The sequence below is a fragment of the Microbispora sp. H11081 genome (assembly GCF_012999535.1).
In the GTDB taxonomy this organism is placed as follows: Bacteria; Actinomycetota; Actinomycetes; order Streptosporangiales; family Streptosporangiaceae; genus Microbispora.
The window spans coordinates 178,891-200,793 of record NZ_JABBWV010000001.1 but is presented as its reverse complement, the minus strand read 5'-3'; the positions used below and the strand labels follow the sequence as shown (position 1 = coordinate 200,793).

Below are 21,903 nucleotides of genomic sequence, written 5' to 3'. Positions count from 1 at the left end.
CCCCGGGGGGTGCGCGGTGTGCGCGCGCCGGCGTTCCGGGTCACGTGGCCTCAGTCAAAATCTCCCGCGCCTGCCCTGTCACCTCCTGCTTTGCCATGCGGCGCGGCGATGGCAGGAAGCGGTAACGCCGGTGCAGCTTGCTGCACGCCGTACGCCTGGTTCCCGGCCCCGCGCCGACGCACAGTAGGTAGTGCGAGAACGAACTGCTCCGGCACTGAGAGAGGTACCGAGATGAAGACCCTGGTCGCCACCGCCACCGCCACCGCCTCGTGGAGCACCCTCAAGTGGGCCGTCGCCCTGACCTCCGGCGCGCTCGTGTGCGGGCTGACGGCGGGCGCGGTGGGCACGGCGCAGGACTCCGGCGTCGTGGACGGCACGCCGCGGATCACCGTGCTCGCCGACGGCAACACCTGGGGCAGCCCGGTGCAGTACGGCAACACCTGGGGGTGAGCGCGGCGCCCCCACGTGGGCGGCACCGCGCTCAGATCCACTTCTCCTCCTTGGCCCGCAGGGCCGCCTGGAAACGGTTGACGGCGCCGAGCCTGGCCATCAGATCGGCCACGTAGCGCCGGTAGGTCCGCACAGAGACGTCCAGCTCCCTGGCCGCGATCTCGTCCTTGTCCGCCGTGGCCATCACCGCGAGCACCCGTTGTTCCATCTCCGACAGCACCGGCTCCACGGTCGTGGGCTCGATGATGTCGCGGAAGTCGGTGGCCGACTTCCACACCCCGTCGAAGTAGATGACGAGCTGCGAGACCAGCCCAGGTTCCCTGACCAGCAAGGCGCCCTTCGCGCTCTCCTTGGGGTCGATGGGCACGACGGCGGCGCTCCTGTCGTAGATGAGCATGCGGTCCATCGGCTGGTCCGTGACGCGTACTTCGGCGCCGAGGCTGACCAGCTCGCGCAGGTAGGACACCATGAACGGGTCGTCGAGCGCGGCCGGGTGGTAGACGCCCTTGATCGCCAGGCCCCGGCGCAGCGAGCGGGTGTCAAGCGGCAGCGCCGACTCGATCATCGCCCGGCTGAACGGGCCGCCCGGGTGCAGGCAGAGCGTCTCCTTGTAGGAGAAGAAGGCGAGGTCGTCGATGCGCTGGCGGACCCGCTCCACGCCCTCCACCCGTTCGATGTCGAGGACCGTCGCCGCGCGGTCGCCCTCGTTCTTGTCCTCCATGAAGACGGCGATGGCATCGCGCGCCGCGAGGACCCGGCGGATCTCCGCATTGAGCTCGTTGAGCCGCTTTTCCACCAGCCGCTCGATGCCGATCCGCGGCTCCGTCGCCACGACCCTGTGCCGGTCGGAGATGTCGATCAGGGACAGCCGGTTGAGCGTCTCGACGGCGGCCTCGACGGTGTCCGGAGAGAGCCCCAGGGCCTCCGGCACCGATCCGACTCCCTCGCCCTTGCACCGGAGGAAATACCGGTAGATCTCGGCCGCCTCGGGCGAGATGCCGATCACGGAGACGTCCACGGCTCACCTCCCGCGTCCTGGTGGCGCGATCCGCGCGACGGCGCGTCCGACGGGGCACCCGACAGGGCCCGCGACGGTGTGTGCGACGGTGTGTGCGACGGTGTGTGCGACGGTGCGGGGACTACAGAACGGGACACGGCACCCCGATTCCCTGCCGCTCTCTCCGATAGCAGGCGGCGCCCGGGCAGACCACCTTGACGGCCTCGCGGGCCTCTCCCGCCTGGACGAGGATCGGCTCGTGCCCGAACCGGCGGTGGGCGACGCCCGCCCAGCCGGAAGGGACGGGCCCGGCGGCCTCGTCGACGATCCCCGGATGGGCGTCGACGGCCACCCGCTCCAGGTCCAATGGGTCGCCGTCCTTCAGGTCGCTGTCCTTCAGGTCGCCGTCCTCGTGGCGCCACACGGCGAGGCCGCCCGGCGCGCCCGGGTCGCCGGCGTCGCGCCCCGGCCGCACCCCGCCCGCGAGCGCGCGCAGGAACGCCTCGCGGACCGCCGCGCCGAGCGCGTGCCCGCAGGCGGCGGCCGTGGTCGTGGCCGCGCCGCCCACGCGGACCAGCACGGCCCTGAACTCGCCGGCCGGCAGCGCGTACGCCGAGACCGACAGGCCGAGCCCGGCGGCCGCCTCCGCGACCCCGGGCGGGAGCAGGCCGCCGAGGTACGGCGTGATCCGCAGCGGCGGGCGGCGAGATGCGGCCCGCCAGCGGACGACCGCGTCGTGGGCGAGCACGTCGGCGACGCCGGCCGGGGCGTGGTCGTCCACCACCCCGATCGCGGTCGGCCCGACCGGGCCGCCGTGATCCCGCAGCCACACGACCTCGCCGGGCAGCCGGTAGGCGGCGCCGGTCAGCAGCCCCCTGCCGGCGACCTGCGGGACGGCGGCCCCGGCCGCGTGCGGCCCGGAATCGGGGCGCGGTTCGGCAGCAGAGCGCGGTTCGGCAGCAGAGCGCGGCGCGAAATCGGACAGCCGCAGCGTCCTGGCGTTCCCGCCGGGCGCCGCGTGCGGTCCGCGCGCCTCGCGCAGCAGGCCCAGGGCACGGGCGCGGGCCCGTGCCCTGGACAGTGCCGTCTCGGGGGAGAAACCGGCGGCGACCACGGGGGGATCGGCCGCCGACGCCCGCGCGTACGCGAGGTGGACCGTGCCGTCCAGGCAGCCCGCCACCTCTCCCGCCGTCCCCGGCGTCTCCCCCGCCGTCCGGAAGCCCGCGGGTGTGGGCCTCATCGGTTCCTCCTTACTCCGCCTCCCGCTACACGCGCGCGGGAGCGAACTGGCCCGGCCTGCGACCCTCACCGGCCGGGCCGCGGTAGGCCTGGGCGATGTCCAGCCAGCGGTCGGCCTCGGCGCCGACGGCCGTGACCGCGAGGTCGTCGCGGTGCCTGCGCCGGGTCACCAGGAGGCAGAAGTCGGCGGCGGGGCCGGAGACCCGCTGCTCGGCGTCCTCCGGGCCGTACGCCCAGACCTGGCCGGAGGGCGCGGTGATCTCGAAGCGGAACTCCTCGGCCGGCGGCGTGAGGCCCCGCGACAGGTAGCCGAAGTCGCGGGTGAGCACGGCGAACACGACGAGGTGGCCGAGCCGGTCGGTGCGCTCGAACTCCACTCCCAGCGTGTCGGCGATGTCCTGCCCGTGGGCGAACTGCTCCATGATCCCGGCGCACGCGAGCACGACCGGCGGCAGCGGGTTGACCAGCCAGGGCACGGTCGTGCCCTCGGGCACGGCGGCGAGCGCCTCGACCACCTCCGCGCGCACCGCACGCCACTTGGCGAGCAGTTCCGCCGGCGTGTCGTTCTCGAACATCTTGAGCGCGGCGTTCACGGCCGCGTCGAAGTTCCCCTTGGCCGGGGCGGTCATCGCCTCGAACGCCGCGGGGTCGCTCGCCGCCGTCGCGGCCAGCCGGAAGACGAAGGTGAGGTGGGCGATCTGGTCCCGGATCGTCCATCCGGGCGCGGGGGTGGGCAGGTTCCACTGGTCGGCGTCGAGGCCGGCCACGACGCGGTCGAGCTGTTCGCCCTCCGCGGTGAGGTCCCTGAGCACGGTCTCCAGCTGGGTCATCGCGCAGTCCTCTCACTTGAGGTCGTAGGAGTCGTAGCGGTGTCACGGTCGCCCGCGTACGGGCCGGTCGCGTGGGCCAGGGCGCCGGCGCGGCGCGCGGCGGACATGGCGGCCCACGCGGTCAGTTCGACGAGCGCGCGGTCACCGGGCTCCTCGCGCCTGAAGTCGTTCACGACCCCGTCGTCCACCTGGTATGAAGCGAGGGCGGTGAGCAGCGCCAGGCGTCCCGCCGGGCGGTGCCGGTCCGGCAGGCCGGACACGGCGTCGGCGACCCAGGCGCGGCTCGGGCCCGGAGGCTCGCCGTCCCAGCCGGCGAGCGTGCCGGTGACCAGGTCGCGCACGGGTTCCGGCACCGAGCGGCGTCCGGCCTCCTCCACGGCCGCGGCCGCCCTGGCGAAGGCCAGGGCGACGTGCGGGACGTCCCCCGCCCACGACAGGTCGGGCGGCAGCGGCGCGTCGGGCAGCAGGTCCAGCGAGTCGCCCGGGGTCCCCGCCTTGCTCGCCGCGGGCGCCATGACCAGCCCGAACAGCCGCATGGATCCCTTGCGCGCCCGCGCGGGCACCGCGGGGGGCAGCGGGGACTCGCCGAGGAAGACGTTGACCATCCGGTTCAGGTAGTGGAACGTCACGGCCACCGCGAGCAGTTCCGCCGCCTGCCCGGACGGCGCGGGAACGGCCTGCGACCCGGCCTGCCCGCCCCGCCCGGCCGTACGCGCCCACTCCTCGACCCGCGCGGTCAGCCCGTCGCCGGGCGCGCCGCCGCGTCTGACGAGCGCGTCCATCGTGGCCTGGTGCACGTCCACGCAGTACGGGCAGGAGTTGCCGCGCGAGACGCCCGCCGCGACGGCCTCCTTGACCTCCCGGGTGACCGCGCCCCGCGCGAGCAGCGACTCACGCAGCGTCAGCCAGCACGCGGCCAGCACCTGCGGCGCGGGCGAGTGCAGGATGACGGGCGGCGCGAGCATGCCGAAGTCCCGCTCGACCTGCCCGTACACCCGGCGCACGAGGTCCGGCGCGGCGCCGGGGCGCACCGGCGTGACGTGGCGTATCTGCCGCAGCGTCGCCGGCAGCATCACGCGGGCGAGGACGGCCCCCATCGGTGGCCCCCTACCTTCTCGTCAGGCTGGGCAGCAGGTCGGCGACCCCCCGGCGGGCGCTGATCCCGCCGTCGGGGGCCGGCGCGCCGTAGGTGACGTCCACCCCCCGCTCCTGGGCGGCCCGTACGATGCCGGGGATCGCGCGCTCGGCGAGCGCCGCGATGGTCATGGCGGGGTTCACGGTGAGCGCGCCCGGCACGGCGGAGCCGTCGGTGACGAAGATGCCCGGGTGCCCGCGCAGTTCGTTCCTGTCGTCGAGGGCGGAGGTCGCGGGGTCGTCGCCGATGCGGCAGGACGCCAGCGGGTGCACGGTGTACGCGCCGATCACGTCGTTGGTCCAGGCGGTGACGGTGGCCAGGCCGTCGCGCTCCAGGATCTCCTTCACCTCCGCGTCGGCCATCGCCCAGGCGCGCAGCGTGGACTCCACGGGGTCGTACTTGAGGCGCCCGATGCCGAGCATCTGCTGGGACACGCGGTCGGCGTTGCCCTTGGCCGGCGGCGGGCCGAAGACGCCCTCGTTGGCGTCCTCGATCATCTGGAAGATGATCAGCCAGGACTGCCAGCGCCGCAGCATCTCCTTCTTCTTCACGCCGAACCAGGTCGACTCGCCGGGGGCGGCGTCGGCGACCTGGGCGAGGATGGTGCCGAGGCCGGGCGGGAAGTAGAGCTGTTCGAGCGAGTAGCGGGTGAACTCCGGCAGCGAGCCGTCGAGCCGGTCCCAGTTCGCCACGGTCGGGCCCTTGCCGATCTGGTTGGCCGCGTACGCGAGGCCGTCGCCCCGCGACAGGCCGAGCACCTCGCGCACCCGGTCCTCGTTGAGCACGGCGGTGTTGAGCCGTTCGCCGTTGCCGGAGAAGTAGCGGCCCACGGCGTGCGGCATGGCGCCGAGCGTCGCCTCGCTGCGCTGCAGGATGACGGGGGTGGCGCCGGCGCCCGCCGCCAGCACGACGATCTTGGCGTCGATCGCCCCGCCGTCGTAGCGGATCCGGTAGTCCTCCTCGTCGATGAGGTCGTAGTGCACGCGGTAGGAGCCGTCGTCGTTGCGCGCGATCTGCTGCACCTCGTGCAGCGGGCGGATCTGCGCGCCGTGGGCGAGCGCCGCGGGCAGGTAGTTGGTCAGCAGCGAGCGCTTCGCGTCGAAGCGGCACCCGGCCATCATCCAGTTGCAGTTGACGCACTTGGTGTTGTCGATCGCGACGGGCACCGGGTTGGCGGTGCGGCCGGAGTGGTCGCAGGCGGCGGCCCACAGCCCGCCCGCGTACGTGACGTCGTTCCAGTCCTGGGTGGTGACGGGGATGGACTCCGCGACCCGGTCGTACCAGGGGTCGAGGGTGTCGCGGGTGACGGAGGCCGGCCACATCCTGCGGCCGATGGTGCCGTGCCGCTCGAAGATGAAGCGCGGCGCGCGGGGCATGGCGGCGAAGTACACGACGCTTCCGCCGCCCACGCAGTTGCCGCCGAGCACGCTCATGCCGTCGCCGACGACGAAGTCGAAGGCCCGTGTGTAGGACGAGCCGAGCTTGAAGTCGTGCTCGAAGTCCTGCGTGCCCAGCCACGGCCCCCGTTCGAGCACGACGACGCGCGCGCCGCCCGCGGCCAGGTGGTAGGCCGCGATGGCGCCGCCGAAGCCGCTGCCGACCACGAGGACGTCGGTGCGTTCAGTGCTGGTCATGCGGGGCTCCCTGAAGGCGTCGTGTCCGGGTGCAGGCGGGCCAGCGGCCTGCCGTAGGAGTGGGCGGGGAACCGCCACAGGCCGTCCTCGTCGGGCCGGGCGACGCCCATCGCGAGCAGCCCGGGATGCCCGGCGGCGATCGCCTCGGCCGTGCTCATGTGCGCCGCGGAGTCGTAGGCCATGTTGCTGAACAGCGTGAGCAGGACCCAGAACGGCTTCTCCGGGTGGTCGGGCGCGGTCAGCCGGCGCACCAGGGCGGTCCTGTGCTCGAAGGAGAGCGCGACGAACGGCGGCAGGGACTCGTCCAGAGTGAGCCCGTGCTCCGCCGCGTAGTCGCGAGCGTGGTCGCTGAGCATGCGGGCGTAGTCGTCCAGGCCCTCGGTGACGCCGGTCGCGTTCCATTCGAGCAGTTCTATGGCGCCGGCCTGCACCGCGCCGCCCCCCTCGGCCGCGCCGGCCACGGCCACGTCGTCCGGGTACCTCTTCTCACCGGGGACGATCGTGTCCGCGAAGGCTTCCAGTGTCGTCGTCCTGGGATTGTCGTCTGCTGGGGCTCGCGGCGGCATGGGCGTTCCCTCGTGTCTCAGTTCGACTCAGGTCACCCTCATCGTCCGGTGACCGCCGCGCGGGCCGCATCTTCCGCGTTGCGCCGCGCCTCTCCCGCCGTGCCGTCCGGCGCGGCCGTCAGGGCCGTACGCAGGGTGGCCAGCGCGCGGACCGTCTGGCTGCGGACCGTGGAGCCCTCGCTGCCCATCGCCGACGCCGTCTCCTCGACGCTCCGGTCCTCCCAGTAGCGCAGCACGACGGCGGCCCGCTGCCTGGGGCCGAGACCGGCGAGCGCGTTCATCAGCAGGATGCGGTCGACCACGAGCGTGTAGGGATCTGCCAGGGGCTCGGGCTCCGGCGGCAACTCGTGCGGGACCTCCCGCGACCACCGGTGCGACCTGCGGTCGCTGTAGACCAGCCTGATCATGATCACCCGGGCGTACCCGGAGATCCTGTCGTGCCGCTCCAGCCTGTCCCAGTGGCGGTGGAGGGCGATCAGGGTCCGCTGGACGAGGTCCTCGGCCTCGTGCCAGTCCCCCGAGAGAAGGAAAGCCGTGCGCCGCAGCGCCGGCCAGGCCTGTCTCGCATAGCGCGAGAACCCGCCGTCACGAGCCTCGGCCATCCGTCCCACACTCCCAAAGAGGGGCCGCGTCCCTGCCCGCGTCCGGTGTCAGGACGGACGCGGCATGGGCCAACGGAGTCAGAATTGGTCGCCCAAGTTGGTGTCACAACCCCTATCCGGATCCCCTGTCCCCTATCCGGAAATCTGGGGTCCCATAACCGCCGTGAGCGATTCCCCTGCCCCGCGCGCCCCCTTAGTATTTCGTCGTGACCGGTCGGCGGACGAGAAATGGAAGATTACTCGCGATAAGCGACCTCCATGTCGCCCACCCGGAAAACAGGGCTTTCGTGGAGTCGCTGCGTCCCGGCGCGCCCGGTGACTGGCTTATTGTCGCCGGCGACGTCGGCGAACAGGTTTCCGACATCGAATGGGCGCTGACCACTCTGCGAAATCGTTTCGCGGCGGTGGTGTGGACGCCGGGCAACCACGAATTGTGGACCACGCCCGGCGACCCGGAGCCCCTCCGCGGCGAGGAGCGCTACCGCAGGCTCGTCCAGGTCTGCCGCCGGATCGGGGTGCTCACACCCGAGGACCCCTACCCCGTGTGGACCGGGCCGGGCGGCCCGGCGACCGTCGTCCCCCTGTTCCTGCTCTACGACTACAGCTTCCGCGACCCCCGCCTCACCAAGGAGGAGTCGCTCGCCCAGGCGTACCGGCTGGGCATCGTCTGCACCGACGAGATCCTGCTCGACCCCCACCCGTACCCCAGCCGGGAGGCCTGGTGCAGGGCGCGGCTGATGGAGACCGAGGCGCGACTCGACACGCGCGACCCCGGGCTGCCGACCGTGCTGGTCAACCACTTCCCGCTGCTGCGCGAACCCACCCGCGTGCTGCGCCACCAGGTGTTCGCCCAGTGGTGCGGCACCGAGCACACCGCCGACTGGCACCTGCGCTACCAGGCGTCCGCCGTGGTGTACGGCCACCTGCACGTGCCGCGGACCACATGGCACGACGGCGTGCGGTTCGAGGAGGTGTCGCTCGGCTACCCGCGCGAGCGGCGCCACCGCCCCGGACCCACGGCGATGCGGCAGATCCTCCCCGCCGCGGCGTAGGCGCGGGCGCCGCCACCACCGTGCCGAACGCGGCGCGGCGACCACGGAAAGCGACCAGACGACCACCGGAAAACAATTATCAAATTAATCCATGTTTCCATGCAGCGCCCGGCCGCTCCGGCCGCATGTAAAAGAACAGAGACCGGAACGAGGCGGTCGGAAATCGCACGGCGCCGCCGTGGATTCCGGACGACGAGCATTCCAGGAAAGGCACGGGCGGCACAATTCGCCGCGCGGGCCACCCCGATCCGATTGAGGATCGCTCACCAGACGCCTCCGAACCCCGGGAGGAGTAATGGACGACGTAATCGAGCGAGCCGCGCTGAGAGTGATCGAGAACATGCACGAGAACCTCGGCGAACCCATCACCATCGACGACATGGCCAGGGTGGCCATGTTCAGCAAGTTCCACTTCTCAAGGGTCTTCCAGCGGGTCACCGGACTGTCGCCAGGACGCTTCCTGTCGGCCGTACGGCTCCGCGAGGCCAAGAGGCTGCTCGCCTCGACGGCGATGAGCGTGACGAACATCAGCCACCAGGTCGGCTATTCGAGCGTCGGCACCTTCAGCTCGCGGTTCACCAGCAGTGTGGGCCTGTCCCCGAGCAGGTACCGCGTGCTCGGGAGCGTGCCGGCCCAACTTCTCGCGGCCGGGCGCGGCGGCGCGGCGGCCGGCGCCACCGCGACGATCGTCGGGGAGATCTCCTCTCCCCTGCCGGACCGGCCGGTCTTCGCCGGGCTGTTCCCCGAGCGGATCCTCGGCGGGCGGCCGGTCTCTTTCACCCTGCTCGACCGGCCGGGGCCGTACGTGCTGGAGAACGTGCCGCCGGGGCGGTGGCACCTGATCGCGCAGTCCGCGGCCGAGGGCCACGAGGACGCCTTCGGCATCCCCGGCGGCATCCCCGGCGGCGAGGACGAGGCACAGTGCATCGCGTGCCTCGGGCCGATCACCGTGCAGGCGGGTGCGGAACCGCAGCTCGCCGACGTCCGGCTCCGGCCGATGCGCCCGATCGACCCGCCGGTCCTGCTGGCCCTGCGTGACCTGCTGTCACCGGCCGGCGCCTCCAGGCAGGCCTCCTGACCGGCCGGTCCCGCGCCCCCGCGGTTCCCAAGCGGCTCGCCGGAGACGAAGGCGGCCGGGCGTCACCGCCCGGCCGCTCGCTTTTCCCCGGCTGCCCGCACCGGGTCGCCTACACGCGATGGACGGTCATCGGCAGGCCGCCGCGGACCCGCAGCGACAGCATCGCCTCGGGTTCCACGGGACGGCCGGGCACATGGGCCAGCCGCAGCTCCCTGCAGACCATCGCGAGGACGAACGTCGCCTCCATCATGCCGAGGTGGTTGCCGACGCAGAACCGCGGCCCCGCGCCGAACGGGATGTAGGCGTACCGCGGCCGGCCGTGCGCGCGGTCCGGGTCGAACCGCTCGGGATCGAACCGCTCGGGGTCGGTCCAGTACGCCGGGTGCCGGTGCAGCGTGTACGGGCTGATCATGACGTCCGCCCCGGCCGGCACGTGGTAGCCGCCGACCTCGTCGTCCCGCTGGGCCACCCGGGTCAGCGCCCACACGGGCGGGTACAGACGCATCACCTCCTCGATCACCATGGCGGTGTACCTGAGCCTGTGCAGGTCGTCGTACACCGGCTGCCGGTCGCCCAGGACCTCCACGGCCTCGGCGCGCAGCCGTTCGCGCACCTCCGGATGCCGGTCGAGCAGGTGGAAGGCCCACGACAGCGTGCTCGCCGTCGTCTCGTGCCCGGCCAGCAGCAGGGTGACCAGGTCCTCGCGCATCCGCTGCCGCCTGGACCGGCGGTCGGCGCCGGGGGGCGCGGCCAGCAGCCGGGTGACGACGTCGTCCCCGCCGTCCCGATGGGACGCCACCAGGCGGTCGGCCACCTGGTAGAGGTCCCGGCGGGCGCGGCGGAAGCGCAGGTGCCCCGGCAGCGGCAGCCACAGCGGCACCATGCTCAGCGTCACCATCTCGAACATCGCCTGGTCCTGCATGTCCTCGAAGGCGTGCCCGATGGAGTGGAACCGGTCGAGGTCGGTGTCGAGCAGGGTGCGGCCGAGCACTCCGAGGGCGAGCCTCGTCATCTCCACCGCCAGGTCGACCGGCGGCCCGCCCGCCCGCGCCCGCAGCCGCTCCACCAGGCGCGCCGCCTCGCCGGCGATCACGGTGTCCTGGTGGGCGATCCGCTTGTTCTGGAACATCGGCTGGACCGTCCTGCGCTGGGCGCGCCACACCTCGCCCTCGCTGGTGAGCAGCCCGTCGCCGATGACCCGCTTCGCCTCGGCGAGGCCGATGCCCTTGTGGTACGCCGCGCTGTTGTCCGCCAGCACGTGCTTGGCGTGGTCCGGGTGGTTGAACAGGTAGATGCTCTTGGGCCCGATGGTCAGGCGTACGGCGTCGCCGTACGCCTTGGTGGCCGAGGTGAGCATCCCGATCCGGTCACGGACGAGCTGGAGGAACAGCCGCGGCGTGGCCGTGATCGGAGGCCCGGGCGGCGCCAGGGCGGCGCCGCCCGTACGGGTCCCGGGCCGGGCGGGGGCGCGGCGGCTCGTGACGCTCACGCCGCCACCCCCGGCCGGTCGGTGAGCTCCTGGAACCGTCCGCGGTAGACCAGCAGTCCCTCCCTGTCGGTCTGCTGCTCCATGGACAGCACCTTGCCCAGGAAGATCGTGTGGTCGCCCCCGTCGTAGGTACGCCACAGCTCGCACTCGAACCTGGCGACCGTCCCTGCGATGAGCGGGACCCCCGTGAGGTCGCCGGGCACCCACTCGACCTCCTCGAACTGGGCGGCGCCCAGCGCGCGGTAACGGTTGGCGAAGTGCCTCGCCTCGCTCTCCTGGTGGGCCGCGAGGACCGAGACCCCGAAGTAGCTCGTCATGCTGAGGCACTGGTGCATGACGGCTGCCCGGTCGATGCAGACCAGCACGAGCGGCGGGTCGAGCGAGACGGAGGCGAAGGAGTTGGCGGTCATGGCGTGCGGGACGGACCCGCCCGTCGTCACCACGGTCACACCGGTGGCGAATGCGCCGAACGCCCGCCGCAGCGCCTTGGCGTCGTTCACCTGGCCGTCCATCTGCAGGGATGATGCCGTTGATTGGTCGACAGTCACGCTGACCTCCTGGGGGTTAGGACGCGTAGGGTTCGAGCGCCCTGACCAGCGCGTCGGGGACCCGGGCGGGCGCGGTGCGGGTGTTCGGCCCGCGCATGCAGGCCACGCGCTGCCTCCCGCGGGCCACGAGCGTCTCGCCCTCGCCCGGGTTGAGCCGCACGTAGTCGAAGCTGAACTCCACCTGCGTCTGGGCGAGATCGACCAGACGCATCCGGATGGACAGCTCGTCGAAGGCGGTGATCTCGGCGTAGAACTCGCAGTCCACCTTCAGCGTGAAGAGCTTCAGGTCGTCCTGCAGGTCGGCGAGCACCTCCGGAGCCCGCTCCTTGAGGAACATCTCCCGGCAGCGTCCCTGCCACCGCAGGTAGTTGACGTAGTAGACGTTCCCGACGATGTTCGTCTCCTCGAACCCCACGGTGTGGAGGTATTCGTAGTAGTCGCTCACGGCCGCGACCCCCCTTCGGTGAGCACCGCGATCACTACCGGCCCCGCGACGTCCCGCAGGGTGGTGACGAGCGTCGCGATCCGCGCGTCCCCGGCGTCGACGACCACCCACGGGCCGGACACGGTCCCGGCCGCGAGCGGGGTGTCCTCCGGCAGGCCGGCCCGCCCAAGGGACCGCGCCGCGGCCAGGACCCGCGCGGCCGCGACCGCGGGGGCCTCGCCCGCGAGGCCGGCGACCCGCTCGGCGAGCGCGGCGTTCGGCCCGAGGGCCTCCCGCCACCGCTCGGGCCCCTCGCCGGACGCCGCCACCTCGGCGACGTCGCAGCCGAGCCGCCCGCCGCCGGCGACGCAGAGCGTCACCCCGGCCCCGTGCGCCGCCGACACCGCGACACCGGCCTCTCCGTCGATCTCCGGCTCGCCGCCGGGACCGAACCGCACCTCCACGGGCCGGCCGAGCGCCCGGCCGAGCCCGACGGCGGCGCGGGCGTCCCGCTCGGCCGGGCCGTCCTGCTCGCCCGGCAGGCCGGGCTCCACCACGACGGCCACCCGGTCACCGGTCAGGTCCTCCAGCGTGCGCTCCAGGTAGGAGCCGAGCAGGGGGGCCACCCAGGGGCCGGCGTCGCCGTCCTTCTTGCGCACCGCCTGCAGCGTCAGGCCGTCCCACCGCTCCACGACGGCGCCGTCCTTGGTGCGGACCGCGATGTCGTAGACGTAGGTGTCGCCGTCGCGCTCCCGCTCCGTCGCGCAGTACCGCAGCGCGCCGGCCTCCACGAGGGCGGGGCCGCCCGGACGCACCCGCTCGATCCCCACGGGAAGCAGCGTGGCGTCCGGCACGCAGACCTGGTTGCCGTGCATCAGCGCGTCCCGCGTGCCCGGGTCGCCGAGGAGCAGGGTGTCCGGCAGGTAGCGGGCGAACCAGTCGCCGTCGGCCACCGCCGCGACGTCCGCGTCCACGTGCCGGGCTGCGGCTCGGTGGTAACGGCGCAGCCGGTGGAACCGGCCGCCCTGGAACAGCACGTCACCGTACATCTCCCGCGCCGGGTCCAGCGTCACCGGGGGCAGCCCCTCGGCGACCTGGCCGGGCGGCCCGTCCGCCACGGGCTCGCCGGTGTAGCGCAGCGTCGCGCGGAAGTGGTCCACCTCGAAGCCGGTGTCCGAGCTTCGGATCGCCGCCTCGACGATGTCGTCGCCGGTGACCGTCGCGGCGATCCGCAGCGTCGTGCTGCCGGACGGCGGCACCACGATCGGCCGCAGGAACCGCGCGTCCTCGATCGCCGGCGTCTCCGCCCGCCCGGTGGCCGCGTACGCGACCTGGGCCATGGCCTCCATCCCGAAGACGGCCGGGAACAGGAGGTTGCCGTCGAGGAGGTGGTCGGCGAGGTAGAGGTCGGTGCCCGAGTTGACCTCGACCTCGGTGACGAGCTCCACGCCGTGGTAGCGGACCAGCGGCCGGTCGACGAAGCGCAGCAGGGGCAGCGGCGGCTCGTCCCTGCGGACCGTGCCGATCCCCTCCGTACGCCCGCTGATCACGGCGACGACGGGCGAGGCGGGGTCGGCGACCAGCCTCCGCATGATCTCCACCCCCTGCGCGGGGGTGATCGGGACGATGCCCTTGCGGGTCAGCCCCTCGACCACCGACAGGCGCTCGCCCATGCCGACGTCCGACCAGACCGACCACTCCATGCAGATGGCGCGGCAGCCGGGGTGCTTGTCCGCGACCTCGGCGGTCAGGTCGGCCAGCCACTCGTTGGCGGTGGCGTAGTGCGCCTCGCCGTGCAGGCCGGCCCGGCCGATGATGCTGCCGAAGGTGACCAGCAGGCGCAGCCTGCCGGCGTCCACCACGTCGAGCACGTTGCGCAGCCCGCCGACCTTGGGGGCGAACGTCCGCCTGAAGGCGTCGGCGTCGAGACCGGCGAGGCCCACGGGCTCGTTGCGGCCCGCGCCGTGCAGGACGGCCGTGACCTGCCCCAGCTCCGCCTCCAGCTCGGCGATCCCACGGCGCACCTGACCGAGGTCGGTCACGTCCGCCCTGGCGTACCGCACGGTCACCCCGGCCTCGGCCATCCGCCGCAGGGTGGCGGAGAGCTCCGCGTCGCCCGCGGGGTCGGAGCGGCCGAGCACGGCCAGCTTCGCGCCGGTGTCCTCGGCCACGGCCAGGGCGCACTCGGCGGTGATGCCCTTGCCGCCGCCGGTCACCAGCAGGACGTCCTCCGGGCCGAGCGGCTGCGCCTGGGCGGCCGGCCGTACCGGAAGGGCGCGCAGCGTCGGCACCCGGCGCACGCCGTCGGCGTCGTAGTACACCTCGGCGAAGCCGTTGGTCGCCGCCACCTCGGCCACCACGCGGTCGACCGCCTGCGGCACCGCGGGGGTGTGCACGACGGTGGTGGTCAGGTGCGGCGCCTCCAGGTGCAGCGTCTTGGCCAGCCCGGCCGCGCCCCGGCCATGCTGGACCAGGACGAACCGGGTGCCGGGCGGGCCGGCCAGCGCGGCCTTGGCGCCCAGCAGCGCCTGCTCCAGGTGCTCCTCCGCGCAGTCCGGGGGCAGGCACACCAGCACCCCGGAGCCGACGTTCCCCTTGTCGAGCGCCCGGCGCAGCGGCTCGGCGATCGCGGAGGTCCCCGCGGTGTACAGCCGCCAACTGCCGCTTTCGCCGGGGCCGGTCCGCGCCGGGAGCGGCACCTCGTCGAGGTCGACCGCGAACGCCCTGGCCCAGTCGGCGGCGCCGGCCGCCACGGCCGGGGCGGCGGCCTGCCCCTGCGGCTCCCGGGTGAGCCGGTCGAGCGCCTCGGCCAGCTCGCGCAGGCTCGCGGTGGCGAGGTTGGTCGGGGCCTGGGCCGCCGGCACCCCGAGGCGCTGGACGGCCTGGTCGATGATGTGCATGACGGTGACCGAGCTGAGGTGCAGCTCGTCGAGCGGCCTGCTGTCCTCGCTCACCATCTCCAGCGGCAGCTCCGCCCGCTCGGCGGCGAGGCGTCGCAGCAGCTCGATGCTCGACCCGGCGTCGGCCACGGCGTCCGCCGCGGCCGAGGAGGCCGCCGTCCCCGCGGGCGGCGCGGCCTGCTCGGCCGCGCGCGACCGCGCCTTCGGGATCGCGACCCGGGGAGCGGCCTCCGCCGGGCTGGCGAAGAAGCGGAACTCCGCGCCCACCTCCAGGGGCCGGACCAGCCGGCCGTGGAACAGGTCCTCCAGGAGGACGGGGACGCCGGTCACGTAGGCGGCGCCGGCCACCCGCAGCAGCCCGGCCAGCGACTCGTCGTCGGTGTCGAGCGCGACCGCGGGCACGTCCGTCGCCGCCGCGGCCAGACCCGCGAGGACCCGGCCGGGACCCACCTCGACGAACAGGGCGACGTCCTTGGCCGCCCGCTCGACCGCCTGGGTGAAGCGCACCGGCTCGGTGATCTGCCGCCTCAGCAGATCGCGCAGGTCCGCGTTCGCGGGCAGCTCCTCGCCGGTCACGGTGGAGACGATCCGCCGCCCGACCCGGTCGAACTCCTGCCCGGCCAGGTACGCGCCGAACGCCTCGGCCGCGGGAGCCACCAGCGGCGAGTGGAAGGCGTGGGACACGGCGAGCGGGGTCCAGTTCAGGCCCGCGTCCGAGGCCCTGCGCCCCGCCTCCTCCACCGCGTCGGCCGGACCGGCGACGACGGTCTGGTTCGGGCCGTTGTATCCGGCGATCACCACCGGCAGCCCGGCGATGAGGTCGGCGACCGTCTGCGGGGTCGCCCGGATGCCCGCCATGGTGCCCGAGGAGCTGTGCTCTGTCATGGCCCGGCCGCGGGCGGCGGCCAGGCCGAGCAGCGCGTCCTCGTCCATGGCGCCGGCCCACTGCAGCGCCGACAGCTCGCCGAGGCTGTGGCCGACCGCGACGTCCGCCTCCAGGCCGAGGAGGGACAGCGCGCGCAGTCCCGCCATCGAGCCGGTGACGATGCGCGGCTGGGCGACCGCGGTGGCCACCATGTCCCCGGAGGCCGGCAGCGCCGCCCTGGCGTAGATCTCCTCGACCTCGGCGAAGCGGCGGCGCAGCGCCCCGCCGCTGGTGCCGCGGCCGGAGCCCTGGCCGGGGAACAGGAAGCCGATCCTGCTGGGGCCGTCGGCGTGGCCGAGGAAGGCCCTGCCGTCGGACGCGAACAGGCTGGTCTCGCCGCCGTCGAGGGCGGTGAGCACCCGCCGCAGCTGCCGCTCGGCGTCCTCGGGCGAGGAGACCACCACGGCCGCCCGGTACGGCAGCCCGCGCAGCTCGCGCTGCAGCGTGACCGCCAGGTCGGCGAGCTGCGCGTACGACAGCCTGGTCACGAAGTCGGCCAGCGTGGCGACCCGCTCCCGCAGCGCCTGCGGCGACGCGGCGTCGGCCAGCAGCAGTTCGGCGTCCTGCAGCGAGGAGGCCAGGCTCCTGGTGCGGGCGGGCAGCACCCGCCGCCGCGGCCCGCTCTGCTCCAGCACGACGTGGGTGTTGATGCCGCCGAAGCCCATGGCCGTGACGCCGGCCCTGACCGGGACGTCCTCCGGCCAGGGCTCCGCCTTGCGCAGCGCGCGCAGCGGGGCGTCCTCCCGCGCGAGGATCTGGTGGGGCTCGACGCAGCCGATCGCGGGCGGCAGGACCTGCTCGTGGACCGCCATCGCGGCCTTGATCAGCCCTGCCACCCCCGCCGCGGCCTTGGCGTGCCCGATCATCCCCTTGATCGAGGTGACGGCGGCGGGCGCCGCCGCCGGGGACGCGTCGGCCCTGGCCTCCGACAGCGCGGTGAGCTCCGTGGCGTCGCCCACCGCGGTGCCGGTGCCGTGGCCCTCGAACAGGCCGACCGTCTCGATGCCGAACCCGGCCCGTTCGTACGCCCGGCTCAGCGCGAGCCGGTAACCGCTCACCTCGGGCCTGGTCATGCCGCCCTTGCCGTCGGAGGAGACACCCCATCCGGCGACGACGGCGTAGATCCGGCGACCGGCCTCGACGGCGTCGGCCTCGCGCATCAGCACGACCATCCCGCAGCCCTCGCCCGGCCAGAAGCCGTTGGAGTGCTTGTCGTACAGGCGCATCTCGCCCTTGGCCAGCGCGCCGGTCTTGGCGAAACCGATGATCTCGAAGGGGTCGATGGACAGGTCGACCCCGCCGGCGACGGCGACGTCCAGGTCGCCGTCGAGCAGCGCCTTGCACGCCGTCGTCACCGACAGCAGCGAGGAGGAGCAGGCGCCGTCCACGGTGTAGCCGCCGCCGTTGAGGTCGAAGTGGTTGCAGATGCGCCCCGCGATGGTGTTCGACAGGCCGCCCGCGAGGGTGTCCTCGTCGACCTCGGGGAACGGGCTCTTGTAGGTGGCCTCCAGGTCCGCGAGGAAGGCGGCCATCCGCTCGTCGTCCCAGCCCTGGTCCTTCAGCGTCGCCGCGACCGTGCGGCGGACGTACGGCCAGCGCAGGCGCAGGACGTTGGCGCGGGTGAACTCGCCGGTCAGCGTGTTGCCGACGACGACTCCTGTGCGCTCACGCGGCAGGCCCTCCCCCTCGGGGAAGCCGGCGTCGGCCAGCGCACGGCCCGCCATGTCGAGGGCGAGCCAGTGCGTCAGGTCGGTCGAGCGGTACGTGCTGCCGGCGATCCGGTAGCCGACCCTGTCGAACTCGTAGCCCTCGATGACGGCGGCGGTGCGGGCGTAGAACCGGTCGGGCACCGACGGGTCGGGGTCCCAGTAGTCCTCCAGGCGCATCCGCTCGTCCGGGAGCCTGCGGAAGGCGCGCCGGCCGGCCAGCGCGTTCTCCCACAGCTCCCGCGGAGAGGCGGCGTCGGGATATCGGCAGGCCATGCCGACGATGGCGATCCTGGTGGTGCTCATACGGACGCCGCCTCTTTGCCGTTGACCGAGACGGGGCCGGTGACGATGACCGGGGCCGGCGTCTGGGGTGGAATGGTGGGCGTCGGCGTCTGCGCCTGCTGGCGGGCCTTGTTCACGAAGTGCAGCGCCCAGAAGAAGCCACCCCGGATCGCGCAGACGCCGGCGGTGGCGAAGAACAGCGCGTACGAGATGTGGACGGCGGTGAGCAGGCCGTACAGCAGGGCGACGCCGGCGCCGAAGGCGATCTGCGGGCCGGGCTTAGACGGCGTCGTGCCCGGGTCGGTGATCATGTAGTTGGTGAACAGGATGAAGGCGACGCCCGTCATCATGCCCAGCGCGGCGGGTATCGACGTGCCGAAGAAGACGCCGCGCAGGATCGCCTGCAGGGCGAACGCGCCGACCCAGCCGAGGATGAGCGGCATACGGCCGGTGAGCTTGCCGTTCAGCATCGTGCCGCCGATGATGATGATTCCCGGCACCAGCCAGTCGATCCAGGTGTCGACGTTCTCGGTGAAGTGGTACGGCGGGGCGATGCTGGCCCAGGGGAAGACCAGCAGGATGACGGCGATGCCGAAGTTCGACGGGTTCATGTAGTGGCGCATGCGGCCCTTGACCGGAGCCCGCAGCACCCACTTGGCGCCCACGGCCACCACGACCCCGAAGACGAGCACGAGGACCTGGTCGTTGACGTAGGTCAGCATGTTCATGGCGAGGCTGGTGATGTGCGCCGGGTAGAGGAACTCCACCAGGCCGCGCATGCCGTTGCCGCGGTAGCGGGGGCCGCGGCCCTCGGCCCGCGAGCCGATCCGCTCCAGCACGATTTCCGTGGTGTATCCGGTGGCGAGGGCGATGAAGGGCCACAGCCAGGGCTGCTCGAAGCCGAGGATCGTGTAGCCGAAGATGTTGAAGACCGAAATCGAGATCGCGAAGTTACGCAGCGCGATGACCACCTTGGGGTCGTGACGCGGCGCCGCGACGGGCGTGTTCTCAGCCATGTCCGATCACTTCTCCTTGGCCTGGCTGCCGAGCTTGAGCGAGTGCCAGCCCGGGGTGAGCTGCAGTTCCTGTTCGCGCACCTGTCCGGTGCGGTCGCGCCACTGCAGGCGCGCCTTGACGGGCCCCGTGATGTTCTGGCCGAGCCCGATGTGCACGTCGGTGCTGCGGCGGCCGGAGTGGCCGCTGCTGCCGTCGACCCGGCTGATGAGCATCCGGCCGTCGGGGGTCATGACGCAGATCTGCGCGCCGGTCACCGGCGAGCCGGCCGGGGGCAGGGTCCCGTCGGCGGGCTTCTCGTCGCGGGTCAGGCGCAGCCCGAGGAAGGAGCCCTGCTCGGGGCTCTGGTTGTGGTAGAAGATCGGCGCGTCCCACTGGCGGGCGACCGCCATGTCGAGGCGGCCGTCGCCGTCGGCGTCGCCGGTCGCGATGCCGCGGGTCGGCACCGGCACGTCGAGGCCGATCTGCGGGGCGATGTTGATGTAGCGGCCCTCGGGACCCTTGACGAAGAAGTGCAGGCTCTGGTTGCCCGCGATGTCGTCACCGGCGCGGGCGTTCGGCCACCAGGTCGGGTTCTGCAGGAGCTGGTCGTTGGCCGTGGCCAGCTCCTGGAGCTGCGGCCAGCGGTCGGTCTGTCCCTTGATGAAGCCGGTGGCCTGCGCGATGGCGAGCTCGCCGCTGTTGTTGAAGTCGGCGATCTTGACGTCCCAGCCCCAGCCGGACCACGCGGTCTGCGCGGGCGCGCTCTCGTCGCGGTACGGCGCCACACCCTCACGGAACTTCTCGCGCAGCTCGGCCTGGTTCTTCACGTCGGCGACGAACTGGAAGTTGCTCTCCTCGATGCCCCAGGAGGTGGTGATGTTGCTGACGAACATGTCGTAGACGCCGTCGTGGTTCAGGTCGCCGAAGTCGACGCCCATGCCCTTGAAGGAGTCGTGGCCCACGGTCTTCGACTTGGGGATGAACGCCGAGCGGGTGCCCTCGACCAGGGAGAACTTGAAGTGTCCCGGCGTGGAGCGGTTGTACAGCAGCCGGTCGGGGCCGAAGTCGTTGGCCAGGTACAGCTCGGGCAGCAGGTCGCCGTCGAGGTCGTTGGCGGCGGCGCCGAGCTCCCAGCCCCGCGACACCTCCTCGGGCAGCACCTCGTCGAGCTTCTGGTACGTCGCCGCCGGCTTGTCGCCGCTCTTGGCCTTGACGAAGCGGAAGAAGTAGTTCTCACCGCCGTTGTGGCCGTTCGACATCGAGTGGTTCATGTGCACGCCGCCGGAGACGGTGGGGTCGAGCACCGGCCCGTCGGCGAAGTAGTTGCCGATGAAGATGTCGTCGTGCCCGTCGCCGTCGAAGTCCGCCACCGTCGCGACGTTGGTGTTCCACTGCGGGCCGGTGTACTTGCCCTCGGTGCTGTTCGCGCCGGGCACCAGCTCGACCGGCCGGTACGTGTCGGCCGACAGCCCGGTGGCGCCGGTCTTGGCCAGGTAGAGGATCGGCGTGCGGCCCCACATGTAGACGAGCAGGTCGATCCGGCCGTCCTCGTTGAAGTCGCCGGGGACGCAGCCCATCGGCGCCATGTGGTCGTTGACCGGCAGCGGGGCCGGGTTCAGCGCGAACGGCGCGTACCGCTCCGCCTTGGCGCCCGGCGTGGGCGTGATCACGACCTGGTCGATGCGGGTGTCGACGAGGCACAGGTCGTTGGACAGCCCGTCGCCGTCGAGGTCGTTCATCGCGATCGCCGCGCCCACCGAGGAGATCCAGGCGTCGATGTGCGTGTAGTCCTTGTTGACCTTGCGGATCGTCTTCTGGTCGAAGCCGCTCGGCAGGGCGATGGACAACGGCGTGAAGGCGTACTTGCTCGCCGTCTCCGCCGTCTGCGCGGCGGAGTACGAGGGCAGGCGGGCGATGAGGAAGGCGGTCGCGATCAGCACGAGCGCCACGATTCCCGCCATCTGCCTGCGCAGCCAGCCAAGGGTCGCGGTCACTGGGTAACACCTCCAAGGGAGACGAATTCGTTGGCGATGCACTGCCGCCAGAGCTCGTAGGCGGGCGGGTCGCCGTCCCGCAGCGGCTGCGGCGGGCGGACCAGCTGGGTGACCTGGGCCGCCCGGTCCTCGGGCAGGCCGCAGAAGATCTCGGCCGCCAGGCGGGTGTGCGGCACGACCAGGCCGGCCCTCACTCGCGCCTCGGCGGCGAAGGCGGCGCCCTGCGCGAGCTGCGGGCGGTGCGCGCCGGCCCGCTCCCGCAGCGTCAGCAGTTCGTCCTCGGCCGCGCCGCCCGCGTAGGTGGCGGCCAGCCCGGCGCCCGCGTACATGTCGGCGCGCCGCGACGGGTCGAAGCGGTCGATCAGGTCCGCGCACCGCTCAGCGTCGGTCCCGGCGACGAACCAGATCGCCCGGCCGATGCCCTGGTCGATCGCGTGGTTGGCGTACGGCCGGGTGGCGTCGGCCGGCCAGGGGAAGGCCGCGTCGCGGTACTGCCCGTGCACGTACTGGTCGGTGCGGAAGTAGGCCTGGTGGAAGCCGTAGCCGTCCAGGGCCAGCCAGCGCAGCAGCGGGTCGAGCGACTCGGCCTTCGGCCACAGGAACTTCGGCAGCCTGGCCATCCCCCAGCCGATGCCGACGTAGATCATGTAGTTGTGCCGGTCGCCGCGCCCGGCGAGGAACTCCTCGACCCGGCCACCGCCGAACGGCATCGCGTCGAGGATGGTGAAGGCCATTCCCGCGCCCTCGTAGGCGAAGCCGCGGAAGCGGGTCGGCACCTGCTCAAGGCGCTCCTCCGCCTCCGCGACCGTGCACGCCTCCATCGCGTAGCCGTAGCCCTTGAGGAAGGTCTCACCGACCGTCTCGAGCAGGTCCCGGGCCTCCGGGCTCTTCACGTGGAAACCCCGGGTGGCGAGCTTCGTCTCCGAGATGTTCGGTGTCATGATTCGGCGTCTCAGCGAACGCAGAAAACTCGTCAATTTCCTCTCCGCCCTCCATAAAGTCCCGCACACATTGCTGATTCTGGCGTTATTCACGCATATTCCGCCGACTCGC

The 21,903-nt window shown here is 72.8% G+C and carries 17 protein-coding genes; 3 read left to right on the top strand and 14 right to left on the bottom strand.

The genetic code is table 11. The features are described 5' to 3' along the window. The first annotated feature begins 231 nt into the window (after positions 1-231). Positions 232-450 carry a hypothetical protein gene (locus tag HHX31_RS00825; protein ID WP_169944098.1) on the top strand — a complete coding sequence of 73 codons (219 nt, stop codon included), beginning with the start codon at positions 232-234 and terminating at the stop codon, positions 448-450. A 31-nt stretch (positions 451-481) separates the two neighbouring features. On the opposite strand, the gene HHX31_RS00820 is transcribed toward HHX31_RS00825, so the two are convergent. The 7 genes from HHX31_RS00820 to HHX31_RS00790 all read right to left on the bottom strand — a co-directional run bounded on the left by HHX31_RS00820 (position 482) and on the right by HHX31_RS00790 (position 7,453). Further along, entirely contained in the window at positions 482-1,468 is a 987-nt protein-coding gene (locus HHX31_RS00820; protein ID WP_169944096.1) for a LuxR C-terminal-related transcriptional regulator, read from the bottom strand. 121 nt (positions 1,469-1,589) lie between these two features. Then, entirely contained in the window at positions 1,590-2,687 is a 1,098-nt protein-coding gene (locus HHX31_RS00815; RefSeq protein WP_169944095.1) for a hypothetical protein, read from the bottom strand. 25 nt (positions 2,688-2,712) lie between these two features. After that, positions 2,713-3,516, bottom strand: coding sequence for a TIGR03084 family metal-binding protein (locus tag HHX31_RS00810; RefSeq protein WP_169944093.1), 804 nt, complete (start codon positions 3,514-3,516; stop codon positions 2,713-2,715). After that, positions 3,513-4,613, bottom strand: a complete 1,101-nt coding sequence (locus HHX31_RS00805; protein ID WP_169944091.1) for a carboxymuconolactone decarboxylase family protein — start codon at positions 4,611-4,613, stop codon at positions 3,513-3,515. Before HHX31_RS00805 ends, HHX31_RS00810 begins: the two co-directional genes overlap by 4 nt. Before the next feature lie 10 nt (positions 4,614-4,623). Next, positions 4,624-6,285, bottom strand: a complete 1,662-nt coding sequence (locus HHX31_RS00800; protein WP_169944089.1) for an FAD-dependent oxidoreductase — start codon at positions 6,283-6,285, stop codon at positions 4,624-4,626. Beyond that, on the bottom strand, positions 6,282-6,851 hold the full coding sequence (locus HHX31_RS00795; RefSeq protein WP_169944087.1) for a DUF5987 family protein: 570 nt from the start codon (positions 6,849-6,851) through the stop codon (positions 6,282-6,284). The genes HHX31_RS00800 and HHX31_RS00795 overlap by 4 nt, the downstream gene beginning before the upstream one ends. Before the next feature lie 38 nt (positions 6,852-6,889). Further along, complete coding sequence (locus HHX31_RS00790) at positions 6,890-7,453, bottom strand: SigE family RNA polymerase sigma factor (protein WP_169944085.1); 564 nt, start codon at positions 7,451-7,453, stop codon at positions 6,890-6,892. A 206-nt stretch (positions 7,454-7,659) separates the two neighbouring features. On the opposite strand from HHX31_RS00790, the gene HHX31_RS00785 reads away from it, so the two are divergent. Then, positions 7,660-8,505 (top strand): metallophosphoesterase, encoded by an 846-nt coding sequence (locus HHX31_RS00785; RefSeq protein ID WP_169944083.1) that lies wholly within the window; start codon positions 7,660-7,662, stop codon positions 8,503-8,505. A 295-nt stretch (positions 8,506-8,800) separates the two neighbouring features. Further along, entirely contained in the window at positions 8,801-9,583 is a 783-nt protein-coding gene (locus HHX31_RS00780; RefSeq protein ID WP_169944081.1) for a helix-turn-helix domain-containing protein, read from the top strand. Between the two features lie 109 nt (positions 9,584-9,692). Here the strand turns inward: HHX31_RS00780 and HHX31_RS00775 are convergent, their stop codons facing one another. Genes HHX31_RS00775 through HHX31_RS00745 form a run of 7 tightly spaced genes read right to left on the bottom strand, consistent with a single transcriptional unit; the run spans position 9,693 to position 21,860 of the window. Further along, a complete protein-coding gene (locus HHX31_RS00775) occupies positions 9,693-11,072 on the bottom strand; it encodes a cytochrome P450 (protein WP_169944079.1) in 1,380 nt (459 codons plus the stop codon). Next, positions 11,069-11,584: a flavin reductase family protein gene (locus HHX31_RS00770; RefSeq protein ID WP_169944077.1), complete on the bottom strand. Its 516-nt coding sequence runs from the start codon at positions 11,582-11,584 to the stop codon at positions 11,069-11,071. Before HHX31_RS00770 ends, HHX31_RS00775 begins: the two co-directional genes overlap by 4 nt. Positions 11,585-11,636: 52 nt before the next feature. Next, entirely contained in the window at positions 11,637-12,065 is a 429-nt protein-coding gene (locus tag HHX31_RS00765) for a thioesterase family protein (RefSeq protein ID WP_169944075.1), read from the bottom strand. Continuing rightward, the gene (locus HHX31_RS00760) at positions 12,062-17,881 is read right to left on the bottom strand and encodes a type I polyketide synthase (RefSeq protein ID WP_169944073.1); all 5,820 of its coding nucleotides are present in this window, start codon (positions 17,879-17,881) and stop codon (positions 12,062-12,064) included. The genes HHX31_RS00765 and HHX31_RS00760 overlap by 4 nt, the downstream gene beginning before the upstream one ends. After that, positions 17,878-18,876 (bottom strand): enediyne biosynthesis protein, encoded by a 999-nt coding sequence (locus HHX31_RS00755; RefSeq protein WP_169944071.1) that lies wholly within the window; start codon positions 18,874-18,876, stop codon positions 17,878-17,880. Before HHX31_RS00755 ends, HHX31_RS00760 begins: the two co-directional genes overlap by 4 nt. 6 nt (positions 18,877-18,882) lie before the next feature. Beyond that, positions 18,883-20,850 carry a CRTAC1 family protein gene (locus tag HHX31_RS00750; RefSeq protein WP_169944070.1) on the bottom strand — a complete coding sequence of 656 codons (1,968 nt, stop codon included), beginning with the start codon at positions 20,848-20,850 and terminating at the stop codon, positions 18,883-18,885. Then, on the bottom strand, positions 20,847-21,860 hold the full coding sequence (locus HHX31_RS00745) for a DUF1702 family protein (RefSeq protein WP_311931010.1): 1,014 nt from the start codon (positions 21,858-21,860) through the stop codon (positions 20,847-20,849). Before HHX31_RS00745 ends, HHX31_RS00750 begins: the two co-directional genes overlap by 4 nt. Between the last annotated feature and the right edge of the window lie 43 nt (positions 21,861-21,903).